Origin of the sequence: Streptomyces sp. Ru71 (genome assembly GCF_002920535.1) — a bacterium.
Classification (GTDB): Bacteria; Actinomycetota; Actinomycetes; order Streptomycetales; family Streptomycetaceae; genus Streptomyces.
Genome location: NZ_PQSS01000008.1, coordinates 39450 through 52851, shown reverse-complemented (window position 1 = coordinate 52851; position 13402 = coordinate 39450). Strand labels below are relative to the sequence as shown.

The window sequence follows — 13402 nt, the reverse complement described above, 5'->3', positions numbered from 1 at the left end:
TCGGATACGGACCGGTGGGGAAGCCAGTACGCCCCACACCTGGGGAGCCACGGGCAACAGGATTGCCTGCTTCTCCCCCACTGTCTCGGGGGCGTGGGGGCGCCCCCACACGTCGGAGACTAGCGGTCAAGTCCGCCAGAGTCAGCGAGAACAGCGGAAAAGTCCTGGTCAGCCTCCGCCAGGACGGACATTTAGGACATATTGCCCCTGATTTGAGGCTGTATCCAGACTCAAATCGTCCCGGGCGTCCTCGCCGGACCGCTCCGACGAGGACGTACGGCGCTCAGGCGCCCGTCACGGCGGCGCGGATCTCGTCGGCGAAGCGTTGCGCGGCGTCACGCAGCGTGACGGCGTCGGGGCCGTGCCGCAGCACCCCCCGGCTGACGTTCGGCACCACGTTGCGCACGACACCGCCGAAGACCCGGGGAAGATCCGCCGGGGTGGCCCCCTGGGCGCCGATGCCGGGCGCGAGGAGCGGGCCGTTGATGTCGAGGTCGTACGACGACAGGTCACCGAGGGTGGCGCCCACCACCGCGCCGAAGGAGCCCAGGGGCTCCTGTCCCGCGTTCTCGGCCGCCAGGTGGGCCAGCATGGTCGCGCCCACGCTGCGGCCGTCGGCGCGCACCGCGTGCTGCACCTCGCCGCCCTCCGGGTTGGAGGTCAGCGCCAGCACGAACAGGCCGGCGCCGCTCTCCCGGGCCAGCGCCACAGCCGGGCTCAGCGAGCCGTAGCCGAGGTAGGGCGAGACGGTCAGCGCGTCGGAGAACAGCGGGGAGTCCTTGTGCAGGAAGGCTTCCGCGTAGGCGGCCATGGTCGAGCCGATGTCGCCGCGCTTGGCGTCCATGACGACGAGCGCGCCGGCCGCCCGCGCCTCCGCCACGGCCTTCTCCAGGACCGCGACGCCCCGGGAGCCGAACCGCTCGAAGAAGGCGGCCTGCGGCTTGAGCACGGCGACCCGGTCGGCCACCGCCTCGACGACCGTGCGGCTGAACCGCTCCAGACCGGCCACGTCGTCGTTCAGGCCCCACTCGGCGAGCAGAGAGGCGTGCGGGTCGATGCCGACGCACAGCGGGCCGCGCTCGTCCATGGCGCGGCGCAGGCGCGCGCCGAACGGCTCGTACGACGTCATGCGGACTTCCTCACATCGGCGCCGACCGCGTCGGCGAGGGTGGCGTAGGGGCTGGTGCGCAGGCGCGCGGCGAGCCCCTTGTGGATCGCGCGCATCCAGAACGGCCCCTCGTAGATGAAGGCGCTGTAGCCCTGGACGAGCGTGGCGCCGGCCAGGATGCGCTGCCAGGCGTCCTCGGCGTTCTCGATGCCGCCGACGCCCACCAGGGTGATGCGGTCGCCCACGCGCGCGTACAGGCGGCGCAGGACCTCAAGGGAGCGCTGCTTGAGCGGGGCGCCGGACAGCCCGCCGGTCTCCTTGACCAGGGAGGGGTCGGACTTCAGGCCCAGGCCCTCGCGGGCGATGGTGGTGTTGGTGGCGATGATGCCGTCCAGGCCGAGCTCGACGGCCAGGTCGGCGACCGCGTCGATGTCCTCGTCGGCCAGATCGGGCGCGATCTTGACCAGCAGCGGCACGCGGCGCCGGGTGACCGTGCGGTCTGCGGCCTCGCGCACGGCGGTCAGCAGCGGGCGCAGCGCCTCGGTGGCCTGGAGGTTGCGCAGGCCGGGCGTGTTCGGCGAGGAGACGTTGACGACGAGGTAGTCGGCGTACGGCGCGAGCCGCTCGGCGGACTTCACGTAGTCGGCGACCGCCTCCTCCTCGGGGACGACCTTGGTCTTGCCGATGTTGACGCCGACGACGGTCCTGAAGGCCGGGTTGCGGGAGGCCAGGCGGGCGGCGACGGCCAGCGAGCCCTCGTTGTTGAAGCCCATGCGGTTGATCAGCGCCCGGTCCTTCACCAGGCGGAACAGCCGCTTCTTGGGGTTGCCGGGCTGCGGCTCGCCGGTGACGGTGCCGATCTCGACGTGGTCGAAGCCCAGCATGGCCATGCCGTCGACGGCGACGGCGTTCTTGTCGAAGCCGGCGGCGAGCCCGAAGGGGCCGTGCATGCGCAGGCCCAGGGCCTCGGTGCGCAGCTCCTTGTGGCGGGGGGCGAGGGCGGCGGCGACGAAGGTGCGCAGCACCGGGATGCGGGCGGCCAGGCGGATCCAGCGGAAGGCCAGGTGGTGGGCCTGCTCGGGATCCATGCGCGCGAAGAAGAGCTTGAAGAAGATCTTGTACATGCGTGTCCTCACGAAGACATGGGTGTCCTCGACATGGGTGTCCTCACGAAGAGGGGGACACCGTTGTTCGGTGTCCCCCTCGCCGGCTGCTAGTCGCGGGCCGCGGTCAGGTGTTCGGCGTGTTCCTGGAGGGAGCGCACGCCCACGTCGCCGTGGTTGAGGGCGTCGATGCCCTGTACGGCGGCCGCCAGGGCCTGGACCGTCGTCAGGCAGGGCACGGAGCGCGCCACCGCCGCCGTACGGATCTCGTAGCCGTCGAGGCGGCCGCCGGTGCCGTACGGGGTGTTGACGATGAGGTCGACCTCGCCGTCGTGGATGAGCTGGACGATGGTCTTCTCGCCGTTCGGGCCGGTGCCCTCGGACTGCTTGCGCACGACGGTGGCGTTGATGCCGTTGCGCTTGAGGACCTCGGCGGTGCCGGAGGTGGCCAGCAGCTCGAAGCCGTGGGCGACCAGCTCGCGGGCCGGGAAGATCATCGAGCGCTTGTCGCGGTTGGCGACCGAGATGAACGCGCGGCCCTTGGTGGGCAGCGGGCCGTAGGCGCCGGCCTGCGACTTGGCGTACGCCGTGCCGAAGACCGAGTCGATGCCCATGACCTCGCCGGTGGAACGCATCTCCGGGCCGAGGACGGTGTCCACGCCGCGGCCGGAGGTGTCGCGGAAGCGGCTCCAGGGCATCACGGCCTCCTTGACGGAGATCGGCGCGTCCAGCGGCAGCTCGCCGCCGTCGCCGGTCTTCGGCAGCAGGCCCTCGGCGCGCAGCTCGGCGATGGTCGTGCCCATGGAGATGCGGGCGGCGGCCTTGGCCAGCGGCACGGCGGTCGCCTTGGAGGTGAACGGCACGGTCCGGGAGGCGCGCGGGTTGGCCTCCAGGACGTAGAGGATGTCACCGGCCATCGCGAACTGGATGTTGATCAGGCCGCGCACCCCGACGCCCTTGGCGATGGCCTCGGTGGAGGCGCGCAGGCGCTTGATGTCGAAGCCGCCGAGCGTGATCGGGGGCAGCGCGCACGCCGAGTCGCCGGAGTGGATGCCGGCCTCCTCGATGTGCTCCATCACGCCGCCGAGGTAGAGCTCCTCGCCGTCGTACAGGGCGTCGACGTCGATCTCGATGGCGTCGTCGAGGAAGCGGTCGACCAGCACCGGGCGGGTCGGGCTGATCTCGGTGGACTCGGCGATGTAGGAGGCCAGGCGGGTCTCGTCGTAGACGATCTCCATGCCGCGGCCGCCGAGGACGTAGGACGGGCGGACCAGGACCGGGTAGCCGATCTCGTCGGCGATGGCCTTGGCCTCGTCGAAGGTGGTGGCGGTGCCGTGCTTGGGGGCCGGCAGGCCGGCCTCCTTCAGCACCCGGCCGAAGGCGCCCCGGTCCTCGGCCGCGTGGATGGCCTCGGGCGAGGTGCCGACGATCGGCACGCCGTTGTCCTTCAGCGCCTGCGCCAGACCCAGCGGGGTCTGGCCGCCGAGCTGGACGATGACGCCCGCGATCGGGCCGGCGAGGGACTCCGCGTGGACGATCTCCAGCACGTCTTCGAGGGTGAGCGGCTCGAAGTACAGGCGGTCGGAGGTGTCGTAGTCGGTGGAGACGGTCTCCGGGTTGCAGTTGACCATCACCGTCTCGTAGCCCGCGTCGCTGAGCGCGAAGGAGGCGTGGACACAGGAGTAGTCGAACTCGATGCCCTGGCCGATGCGGTTCGGGCCAGAGCCCAGGATGATCACCGCGGGCTTGTCGCGCCGCGCGACCTCGCTCTCCTCGTCGTAGGAGGAGTAGAAGTACGGCGTCTTCGCGGCGAACTCGGCGGCGCAGGTGTCGACCGTCTTGTAGACCGGGCGGATGCCGAGGGCGTGCCGGACCTCGCGGACGACGTCCTCGCGCAGGCCGCGGATCTCGGCGATCTGCTGGTCGGAGAAGCCGTGCCGCTTGGCGTCGGCGAGCAGCTCGGCGGTCAGCTCGGGGGCCTCGGCCAGCTCGTCCGCGATCTCCTTGATCAGGAAGAGCTGGTCGACGAACCAGGGGTCGATCTTCGTGTACTCGAAGATCTCCTGAGGGGTGGCGCCGGCGCGGATGGCCTGCATGACCGTGTTGATCCGGCCGTCGGTGGGCCGTACGGCCTCGCGCAGCAGCTCGTCCTTGTCGCCGGTCTCGCCGACGAAGGTGAACTGGCTGCCCTTCTTCTCCAGCGAGCGCAGCGCCTTCTGGAAGGCCTCGGGGAAGTTGCGGCCGATGGCCATGGCCTCGCCGACCGACTTCATGGTGGTGGTCAGCGTGGAGTCGGCCTGCGGGAACTTCTCGAAGGCGAACCGCGGGGCCTTGACGACGACGTAGTCGAGGGTCGGCTCGAAGGAGGCCGGGGTCTCGGCGGTGATGTCGTTGGGGATCTCGTCCAGCGTGTAGCCGACGGCCAGCTTGGCGGCGATCTTGGCGATCGGGAAGCCGGTGGCCTTGGAGGCGAGCGCGGAGGACCGGGAGACACGCGGGTTCATCTCGATGACGATGACCCGGCCGTCGACGGGGTTGACCGCGAACTGGATGTTGCAGCCGCCGGTGTCGACGCCGACCTCGCGGATGACGGCGATGCCGATGTCGCGCAGGATCTGGTACTCGCGGTCGGTGAGCGTCATCGCCGGGGCGACGGTGATGGAGTCGCCGGTGTGCACGCCCATCGGGTCGAAGTTCTCGATGGAGCAGACGACCACGACGTTGTCGTGCTTGTCGCGCATCAGCTCCAGCTCGTACTCCTTCCAGCCGAGGATGGACTCCTCCAGGAGCACCTCGGTGGTCGGGGAGAGCGTCAGGCCCTGGCCGGCGATGCGGCGCAGCTCCTCCTCGTCGTGCGCGAAGCCGGAGCCGGCGCCGCCCATGGTGAAGGAGGGGCGCACGACGACCGGGTAGCCGCCGAGGGTCTCGACGCCCTTGAGGACGTCGTCCATGGAGTGGCAGATGACCGAGCGGGCGGACTCGCCGTGCCCGATCTTCTTGCGGACCTCCTCCACGACCTCCTTGAACTGGTCGCGGTCCTCGCCCTTGTGGATGGCCTCGGGCTTGGCACCGATCAGCTCGACGCCGTACTTCTCCAGGACGCCGTTCTCGTGCAGCGAGATGGCGGTGTTCAGGGCCGTCTGGCCGCCCAGGGTGGGCAGGAGGGCGTCGGGGCGCTCCTTGGCGATGATCTTCTCGACGAACTCCGGGGTGATCGGCTCGACGTAGGTGGCGTCGGCGATCTCCGGGTCGGTCATGATCGTCGCCGGGTTGGAGTTGACGAGGATCACCCGAAGGCCCTCGGCCTTCAGCACGCGGCACGCCTGGGTGCCGGAGTAGTCGAACTCGGCGGCCTGGCCGATGACGATCGGGCCGGAGCCGATGACCAGGACGGACTGGATATCGGTGCGCTTAGGCACGCTGGCCCTCCATCAGGGAAACGAAGCGGTCGAACAGGTAGGCGGCGTCGTGCGGGCCCGCTGCCGCTTCGGGGTGGTACTGGACGGAGAAGGCCGGCTGGTCGAGCAGCTGCAGCCCCTCCACGACGTTGTCGTTCAGGCAGACGTGCGAGACCTCGGCGCGGCCGAAGGGCGTCTCGCTGACCTTGTCGAGCGGCGCGTCCACGGCGAAGCCGTGGTTGTGCGCGGTGACCTCGACCTTGCCGGTGGTGCGGTCCTGGACCGGCTGGTTGATGCCGCGGTGGCCGTACTTCAGCTTGTAGGTGCCGAAGCCGAGGGCGCGGCCGAGGATCTGGTTGCCGAAGCAGATGCCGAACAGGGGCGTCTTGCGCTCCAGGACGGCCTGCATCAGGGCGACGGGGCCGTCGGCGGTGGCGGGGTCGCCGGGGCCGTTGGAGAAGAACACGCCGTCGGGTCCGACGGCGTAGATCTCGTCGGCGGTGGCGGTCGCGGGCAGCACGTGCACCTCGATGCCGCGCTCGGCCATGCGGTGCGGGGTCATGCCCTTGATGCCGAGGTCGATGGCGGCGACGGTGAACTTCTTCTCACCGACGGCCGGGACGACGTAGGCCTCCTTCGTGGCGACCTCCTCGTACAGGCTGGCGCCCTTCATGTGGGGCTGGGCCTGCACCAGGGCGAGCAGCTCGTCGTCGGGCCTGACCGCCTCGCCGGAGAAGATGCCGGCGCGCATGGAGCCGCGCTCACGCAGGTGGCGGGTCAGGGCGCGGGTGTCGATGCCGGAGATGCCGACGACGCCCTGGTTCACCAGCTCCTCGTCCAGGGAGCGCTTGGCCCGCCAGTTGGACGGCACGCGCGCGGGGTCGCGCACGACGTAGCCGGAGACCCAGATGCGCTTCGACTCGTCGTCCTCGTCGTTCCAGCCGGTGTTGCCGATCTGCGGGGCGGTCGCGACGACGATCTGGCGGTCGTACGACGGGTCGGTCAGGGTCTCCTGGTAGCCGGTCATGCCGGTGGAGAACACGGCCTCGCCGAAGGTCTCCCCCACGGCCCCGTAGGCGCGGCCGCGGAAGATCCGGCCGTCCTCCAGGACGAGTACGGCGGGAACCTTCGCGGTTCCCCTTGTGGAGGTCGTCATCGTGCGCCTTCCGTCTTGTTGATCATGTCGTTCAGGGTGTCGACCCATTCGGTGTGCTCGGCCGCGTGGTCCGAGCGGAAGCCGGAGTCGATCAGTTTGTCGCCGTGGGTCCAGGTCACCACCAGCAGTCCGCCCTCGGTGAGGACCTTGCCGGCGATGCCCTTGTCCAGCCGGGCCCCGCGCAGCTGCGCGGCCGGGACGAAGAAGTCGCTCGCGCCGGGGCGTACGACGTCCAGTCCCGCGTCCGTCAGGGTGAGCTCGGCCCGGCTGCGGGTGCCGAGGCCGTGCGCCACGATGCGGTCGAGCCACTGTCCGGCGGTGGTGGAGCCGTGGTAGCGGCCGCTCATCGTCAGTCTCGCCTCGCCGGGCGCGTCGGGCGCGCTGGGCAGCTCCGGCAGGTCGCCCTGCAGGGTGCCGCGCCACTTCCAGCCCTCGCGCATCAGCCAGTAGACGAGCGCGATGAACAGCAGGAGTCCGACCACCCAGCCGAGCCGGGCGGCCCAGTCGGTGACCTCCGCCGATTTCTCTTCGGCGGCGAGGTGCGTCAGCTGCAGAGGTGTCACGTGAGCTTCCCGTCGACGAGCGTGGCCTTGCCCCGCAGCCACGTGTGCGTCACACGGCCCGGCAGCTCACGCCCCTCGTAGGGGGTGTTGCGGCTGCGCGAGGCGAAGCCCGCGGGGTCCACCTGGCCACGGTATTCCGTGTCGACGAGGGTGAGGTTGGCGGGCTCACCTGCCGAGACGGGACGGCCGTGACCGGTGGCCTGTCCGATCTGCGCGGGCTTGACGGACATCCGGTCGGCGACGCCGGCCCAGTCCAGCAGGCCCGTGTCGACCATGGTCTCCTGGACCACTGACAGCGCGGTCTCCAGGCCCACCATGCCCATGGCGGCGGCGGCCCACTCGCAGTCCTTGTCCTCGTGCGGGTGCGGGGCGTGGTCGGTGGCGACGATGTCGATCGTGCCGTCGGCGAGGGCCTCGCGCAGCGCCATCACGTCACGCTCGGTGCGCAGCGGCGGGTTGACCTTGTAGACCGGGTTGTAGGTGCGCACCAGCTCGTCGGTGAGCAGCAGGTGGTGCGGGGTGACCTCGGCGGTCACCTGGATGCCGCGGGACTTGGCCCAGCGGACGATCTCGACGCTGCCGGCGGTCGACAGGTGGCAGATGTGCACGCGGGAGCCGACGTGCTCGGCGAGCAGCACGTCCCGCGCGATGATCGACTCCTCGGCGACGGCCGGCCAGCCGCCCAGGCCCAGCTCGGCGGAGACGACGCCCTCGTTCATCTGGGCGCCCTCGGTGAGCCGGGGCTCCTGCGCGTGCTGGGCGACGACGCCGTCGAACGCCTTCACGTACTCCAGGGCGCGGCGCATGATCACCGCGTCGTGGACGCACTTGCCGTCGTCGGAGAAGACGGTGACGCCGGCCGCGGACTCGTGCATGGCGCCCAGCTCGGCGAGCTTGCTGCCCTCCAGGCCGACGGTGACGGCGCCGATGGGCTGCACGTCGCAGTAGCCGTGCTCCTTGCCGAGCCGCCAGACCTGCTCGACGACACCGGCGGTGTCGGCGACCGGGAAGGTGTTGGCCATGGCGAACACGGAGGTGTAGCCGCCGCTCGCGGCCGCACGGGTGCCGGTCAGGACGGTCTCGGAGTCCTCGCGGCCGGGCTCGCGCAGATGGGTGTGCAGGTCGACCAGGCCCGGGAGCAGCACCTTGCCGGCGGCCTCGACGACCTCGGCGCCCTCGGCGGACAGGCCCTGGCCGACCGCCTCGATGACCTCACCGTCGATCAGGACGTCCTGCGGCTCGCCGCCGAGCACCTTCGCACCACGGATCAGGATCTTGCTCATGGGTCTTACTTCTCCTCGGTACGAGAGTGGGTGACGGCGGGCTCGTTGCCACCGAGCAGCAGGTACAGCACGGCCATCCGGATGGAGACGCCGTTGGCGACCTGCTCGATCGCGGTGCAGCGGCCGGAGTCGGCGACCTCGGCGGTGATCTCCATGCCGCGCACCATCGGGCCGGGGTGCATCACGATGGCGTGCTCGGGCAGCTTGGCCATGCGGTCGCCGTCGAGGCCGTAGCGGCGGGAGTACTCGCGCTCGGTGGGGAAGAAGGCGGCGTTCATGCGCTCGCGCTGCACGCGCAGCATCATCACCGCGTCGCACTTGGGCAGCGTCGAGTCGAGGTCGTAGGAGACCTCGCAGGGCCAGGTCTCGATGCCGACCGGCAGCAGGGTGGGCGGGGCGACGAGGGTGACCTCGGCGCCGAGGGTGTGCAGCAGGTCGACGTTGGAGCGGGCGACCCGGCTGTGCAGCACGTCGCCGACGATGGTGATGCGCTTGCCGGCGAGGTCCTGGCCGAGGCCGGCGTCCCGGCCGACCAGGCGGCGGCGCATGGTGAAGGCGTCCAGCAGGGCCTGGGTGGGGTGCTGGTGGGTGCCGTCGCCGGCGTTGATGACGGCGGCGTCGATCCAGCCGGAGTTGGCCAGGCGGTACGGGGCCCCGGAGGCGCCGTGCCGGATGACCACGGCGTCGACGCCCATGGCCTCCAGGGTCTGGGCGGTGTCCTTCAGGGACTCGCCCTTGGACACGCTGGAGCCCTTGGCGGAGAAGTTGATGACGTCCGCGGACAGGCGCTTCTCGGCGGCCTCGAAGGAGATGCGGGTGCGGGTGGAGTCCTCGAAGAAGAGGTTCACGATCGTGCGGCCGCGCAGGGTCGGCAGCTTCTTGATCGGCCGGTCGGCGACCCGGGCCATCTCCTCGGCGGTGTCGAGGATCAGGACGGCGTCGTCGCGGGTGAGGTCGGCGGCCGAGATGAGATGACGCTGCATCTGTCAGGCTCCGTAAGGCAGTTCAATTCGGGAGGATGTGCGCACATCGGCGCGGGTGCGGGCATGCCGAAGCAGACCCTGCGCGCGAGGTGCTACTGGTCGGCCTTCACACCGAGCAGCACGGTGTCGCGACCGTCCTCCTCGGCGAGCTGGACCTTGACCGTCTCCCGCAACGACGTGGGGAGGTTCTTGCCGACGTAGTCGGCGCGGATCGGCAGTTCGCGGTGGCCGCGGTCGACGAGGACCGCGAGCTGCACCGCGCGGGGGCGCCCGATGTCGTTCAGGGCGTCGAGGGCGGCGCGGATGGTGCGGCCGGAGAAGAGCACATCGTCGACGAGGACGACGAGCTTGCCGTCGATGCCGTCACCGGGGATCTCGGTGCGGGCCAGCGCACGCGGCGGGTGCATGCGCAGGTCGTCGCGGTACATGGTGATGTCCAGCGAGCCGACCGGGACCTTGCGCTCGGTGATCTGCTCCAGCTTGGCGGCGAGCCGCTGGGCGAGGAAGACACCCCGGGTGGGGATGCCGAGGAGCACCACGTCGTCGGCGCCCTTGGCGCGCTCGACGATCTCGTGGGCGATGCGGGTCAGTACCCGCGCGATGTCGGGGCCTTCGAGAACGGGCCGCGCATCGGACGCTTGCGTGTCCATACGAAAAGGACCTCCTTCTCCGCCTCACGGGACGGACCTTAAAGGACGTCGGGTTTGCGCCATCCACGGTAGCAGGCCGCCACCCCACCGTGACGACACCCCCCTCAGTGGCCCGCACCACCCGGTCGGCGGCATGCCACCACCCGCATGGAGCAACCGGCCGCCACTACCACGGAAGAGTCGGTGTGGACCATTCGGCTTGACGCAGGAGAATCACGCTGCGTAACCTCACAGTGAGTTACCAGCCGCGCGGCATGGACGAAGCCAGTCGCGTCGACACAGTGCCGGGGAGCTATATGTCCAGCGAATACGCCAAACAGCTCGGGGCCAAGCTCCGGGCCATCCGCACCCAGCAGGGCCTTTCCCTCCACGGTGTCGAGGAGAAGAGCCAGGGACGCTGGAAGGCGGTCGTGGTCGGTTCGTACGAGCGCGGCGACCGTGCCGTGACCGTGCAGCGCCTCGCCGAGCTGGCGGACTTCTACGGCGTTCCGGTGCAGGAGCTCCTCCCGGGCACCACCCCCGGCGGCGCCGCCGAGCCCCCGCCGAAGCTGGTCCTGGACCTGGAGCGCCTCGCCCACGTCCCGGTGGAGAAGGCGGGCCCGCTGCAGCGCTACGCGGCCACGATCCAGTCCCAGCGCGGTGACTACAACGGCAAGGTGCTGTCGATCCGCCAGGACGACCTGCGCACACTCGCCGTCATCTACGACCAGTCGCCCTCGGTCCTCACCGAGCAGCTGATCAGCTGGGGCGTGCTGGACGCGGACGCGCGTCGCGCCGTCGCCACCCACGAGGAGGGCTGACCGCTCCGCCGCTCAGCAGAAACGTGCCGCCGGGGTGGCCGGAACTGTACGGTTCCGGCCACCCCGGCGGCTTTCTGCGCGCCTCACACGCCGTGGCCGTCCGGGAACGCCCCGGCCCGGCCCGCAACGCCCCAGGGCCCGCAGCGAGCGCGCTGCGGGCCCTGGGGCATCTGGGGTTCGGTTACGCCTCGTCCCGGCGCAGCGAGGGCTTGAGCTCCTTCAGCCGGCCGAGCAGGCCGTTGACGAACGACGGCGACTCGTCGGTGGAGAACTCCTTCGCCAGCTGCACCATCTCGTCCAGCACGACGGCGTCCGGGGTCTCGTCGACCCAGAGCAGCTCGTAGGCGCCCAGACGCAGGATGTTCCGGTCGACGACCGGCATCCGGTCCAGCGTCCAGCCCACCGCGTACTGGGAGATCAGCTCGTCGATGCGCTTGGCGCGCTTCGCGTAGCCCTCGACCAGCTGCATCGTGTACTCGCTCACCGGCGGCTGCCGGGTGTCGGAACGGGACAGCCGGACCCAGTCCGCGAGGACCGTCAGGACGTCGGCGCCGCGCTGGTCGCCCTCGAAGAGGATCTGGAAGGCGCGCTTGCGGGCCGTGTTACGGGCAGCCACGGTTAGCCGTTCACCCGGCCGAGGTAGTCGCTGGTGCGGGTGTCGACCTTGATCTTCTCACCGGTGGTGATGAAGAGCGGGACCTGGATCTGGTGGCCGGTCTCCAGGGTGGCGGGCTTGGTGCCACCGGTGGAGCGGTCGCCCTGGACGCCCGGCTCGGTCTCCTGGACGGTCAGCTCGACGGCGGCCGGCAGCTCGACGAAGAGCACCTCGCCCTCGTGCTGCGCGACGGTGGCGGTGAAGCCCTCGATCAGGAAGTTGGCGGCGTCGCCGACGGCCTTGCGGTCGACCATCAGCTGGTCGTAGGTCTCCATGTCCATGAAGACGAAGTACTCGCCGTCCATGTAGGAGAACTGCATGTCGCGCTTGTCGACGGTGGCCGTCTCGACCTTGACGCCGGCGTTGAAGGTCTTGTCGACGACCTTCCCGGACAGCACGTTCTTGAGCTTGGTGCGCACGAAGGCCGGGCCCTTGCCGGGCTTGACGTGCTGGAACTCGACGACGGACCAGAGCTGGCCGCCTTCGAGCTTGAGCACCATGCCGTTCTTGAGGTCGTTCGTGGAAGCCACGGTTGCGGAATCTCCTGGACTGACGTGGACGACCCCGGGGCACGCGCCTACAACGCGAGCAGCTCCTTGGTCGTGATGGTGAGTAGCTCGGGTCCGCCGTCCGCCTCGGGGCGGACGACGAGCGTGTCATCGATCCGGACACCGCCCCGGCCCGGGAGGTGGACCCCCGGTTCGACGGTGACCGGCACGCAAGCGTCCAGTTTACCCATGGCCGCGGGGGTCAACTGAGGGTCCTCGTCGATTTCGAGTCCGACACCGTGTCCGGTGAGCGGAAGAAGACGCTCCGCGTGACCGGCGGAGTCCAGCACCTGCCGGGCCGCGCGGTCCACGTCCCGGTACGGCGTGCCCGGCGTCAGGCTCTCACGACCCGCCCGCTGAGCGGCGAAGACCAGGTCGTACAGCTCGATCTGCCAGTCGGCGGGCGAGGTGCCGATGACGAAGGTGCGGCCGATCTCGCAGCGGTAGCCCCGGTAGGTGGCGCCCAGGCAGACGGAGAGAAAGTCGCCCTCCTCCACCCGGCGGTCGGTGGGCCGGTGCCCGCGACGGCCGGCGTGCGGGCCGGTGGCGACCGAGGTGGGGAAGGCCGGACCGTCCGCGCCGTGGTCGACCAGCCGGCGCTCCAGCTCCAGGGCGAGGTGGCGTTCGGTGCGGCCGACCAGGATGGACTCCAGCAGCTCGCCGAGGGCCTGGTCGGCGATCTCGGCGCCGATGCGCAGACAGGAGATCTCCTCCTCGTCCTTGACCACCCTGAGCTGCTCGACTGCACCGCCGAGGTCGGCCAGGCGCATCCGGGGGGCGACCGAGAGGATGGCCCGGTGCCGGGAGACGGTCAGGTGGTGCTCCTCCACGGCGAGGGCGTCCACTCCGGCGGCCTGGGCCAGGTCCGCCGCGGCGACGACCGCGTCGCCGCCGGAGTGGGAGAGGGTGTGGACGCGCAGGGCATCGTCGGGGCGGCCGTCCAGGGGCTGGTCGCCCGGCGGTCCCGCGCAGACCAGGACGTCCTCGCCCCGGCCCAGCAGCAGGGCGGCGCCCTGCGGGGCCGCGCCGGCGAGGTAGCGGACGTTGGCGGGGCGGGTCACCAGGGCGGACTGGCTGCCGCCGGCGTTGCAGCGTTCCCTCAGCCGGGCTCTGCGGCTGGCGTGCACCTCTGACATGAGACGAGCGTAGGAGGGG

General features: G+C 70.6%; 12 protein-coding genes. 1 reads left to right on the top strand and 11 read right to left on the bottom strand.

Annotated elements, in window-relative coordinates; genetic code table 11:
• Positions 1–283: 283 nt before the first annotated feature.
• The 8 genes from pyrF to pyrR form a co-directional block, all read right to left on the bottom strand.
• Positions 284–1129 carry an orotidine-5'-phosphate decarboxylase gene (gene pyrF / locus C3489_RS07315; protein ID WP_103780940.1) on the bottom strand — a complete coding sequence of 282 codons (846 nt, stop codon included), beginning with the start codon at positions 1127–1129 and terminating at the stop codon, positions 284–286.
• Positions 1126–2232 (bottom strand): quinone-dependent dihydroorotate dehydrogenase, encoded by a 1107-nt coding sequence (locus C3489_RS07310; RefSeq protein ID WP_103780939.1) that lies wholly within the window; start codon positions 2230–2232, stop codon positions 1126–1128. Before C3489_RS07310 ends, pyrF begins: the two co-directional genes overlap by 4 nt.
• Positions 2233–2321: 89 nt before the next feature.
• Complete coding sequence (carB, locus tag C3489_RS07305; RefSeq protein WP_103780938.1) at positions 2322–5630, bottom strand: carbamoyl-phosphate synthase large subunit; 3309 nt, start codon at positions 5628–5630, stop codon at positions 2322–2324.
• Entirely contained in the window at positions 5623–6765 is a 1143-nt protein-coding gene (gene carA, locus C3489_RS07300; protein WP_103780937.1) for a glutamine-hydrolyzing carbamoyl-phosphate synthase small subunit, read from the bottom strand. The genes carB and carA overlap by 8 nt, the downstream gene beginning before the upstream one ends.
• Complete coding sequence (locus tag C3489_RS07295) at positions 6762–7328, bottom strand: hypothetical protein (RefSeq protein ID WP_103780936.1); 567 nt, start codon at positions 7326–7328, stop codon at positions 6762–6764. The genes carA and C3489_RS07295 overlap by 4 nt, the downstream gene beginning before the upstream one ends.
• Positions 7325–8611: a dihydroorotase gene (locus C3489_RS07290; protein ID WP_103780935.1), complete on the bottom strand. Its 1287-nt coding sequence runs from the start codon at positions 8609–8611 to the stop codon at positions 7325–7327. The genes C3489_RS07295 and C3489_RS07290 overlap by 4 nt, the downstream gene beginning before the upstream one ends.
• A 5-nt stretch (positions 8612–8616) precedes the next feature.
• On the bottom strand, positions 8617–9594 hold the full coding sequence (locus tag C3489_RS07285; protein WP_103780934.1) for an aspartate carbamoyltransferase catalytic subunit: 978 nt from the start codon (positions 9592–9594) through the stop codon (positions 8617–8619).
• A gap of 92 nt (positions 9595–9686) precedes the next feature.
• Positions 9687–10244 (bottom strand): bifunctional pyr operon transcriptional regulator/uracil phosphoribosyltransferase PyrR, encoded by a 558-nt coding sequence (pyrR, locus tag C3489_RS07280; protein WP_103780933.1) that lies wholly within the window; start codon positions 10242–10244, stop codon positions 9687–9689.
• Between the two features lie 296 nt (positions 10245–10540).
• Between pyrR and bldD the strand changes: the two genes are divergently transcribed.
• The gene (gene bldD / locus C3489_RS07275) at positions 10541–11044 is read left to right on the top strand and encodes a transcriptional regulator BldD (protein ID WP_067235530.1); all 504 of its coding nucleotides are present in this window, start codon (positions 10541–10543) and stop codon (positions 11042–11044) included.
• Positions 11045–11225: 181 nt separating this feature from the next.
• Here the strand turns inward: bldD and nusB are convergent, their stop codons facing one another.
• From nusB to C3489_RS07260, 3 genes are read right to left on the bottom strand one after another with little or no spacing between them, the layout of a single operon-like run.
• Positions 11226–11660 carry a transcription antitermination factor NusB gene (gene nusB / locus C3489_RS07270; RefSeq protein ID WP_103780932.1) on the bottom strand — a complete coding sequence of 145 codons (435 nt, stop codon included), beginning with the start codon at positions 11658–11660 and terminating at the stop codon, positions 11226–11228.
• A gap of 2 nt (positions 11661–11662) precedes the next feature.
• The gene (gene efp, locus C3489_RS07265; RefSeq protein ID WP_103780931.1) at positions 11663–12229 is read right to left on the bottom strand and encodes an elongation factor P; all 567 of its coding nucleotides are present in this window, start codon (positions 12227–12229) and stop codon (positions 11663–11665) included.
• 47 nt (positions 12230–12276) lie between these two features.
• Complete coding sequence (locus C3489_RS07260; RefSeq protein ID WP_103780930.1) at positions 12277–13383, bottom strand: aminopeptidase P family protein; 1107 nt, start codon at positions 13381–13383, stop codon at positions 12277–12279.
• Positions 13384–13402: the final 19 nt, after the last annotated feature.

What these genes read in the sequence shown, in the direction of transcription:
- pyrF (WP_103780940.1), bottom strand. Translation starts at nt 1,129, where the DNA reads ATGACGTCGTACGAGCCGTTCGGCGCGCGCCTGCGCCGCGCCATGGAC.
- C3489_RS07310 (WP_103780939.1), bottom strand. Translation starts at nt 2,232, where the DNA reads ATGTACAAGATCTTCTTCAAGCTCTTCTTCGCGCGCATGGATCCCGAG.
- carA (WP_103780937.1), bottom strand. Translation starts at nt 6,765, where the DNA reads ATGACGACCTCCACAAGGGGAACCGCGAAGGTTCCCGCCGTACTCGTC.
- C3489_RS07290 (WP_103780935.1), bottom strand. Translation starts at nt 8,611, where the DNA reads ATGAGCAAGATCCTGATCCGTGGTGCGAAGGTGCTCGGCGGCGAGCCG.
- C3489_RS07285 (WP_103780934.1), bottom strand. Translation starts at nt 9,594, where the DNA reads ATGCAGCGTCATCTCATCTCGGCCGCCGACCTCACCCGCGACGACGCC.
- pyrR (WP_103780933.1), bottom strand. Translation starts at nt 10,244, where the DNA reads ATGGACACGCAAGCGTCCGATGCGCGGCCCGTTCTCGAAGGCCCCGAC.
- bldD (WP_067235530.1), top strand. Translation starts at nt 10,541, where the DNA reads ATGTCCAGCGAATACGCCAAACAGCTCGGGGCCAAGCTCCGGGCCATC.
- C3489_RS07260 (WP_103780930.1), bottom strand. Translation starts at nt 13,383, where the DNA reads ATGTCAGAGGTGCACGCCAGCCGCAGAGCCCGGCTGAGGGAACGCTGC.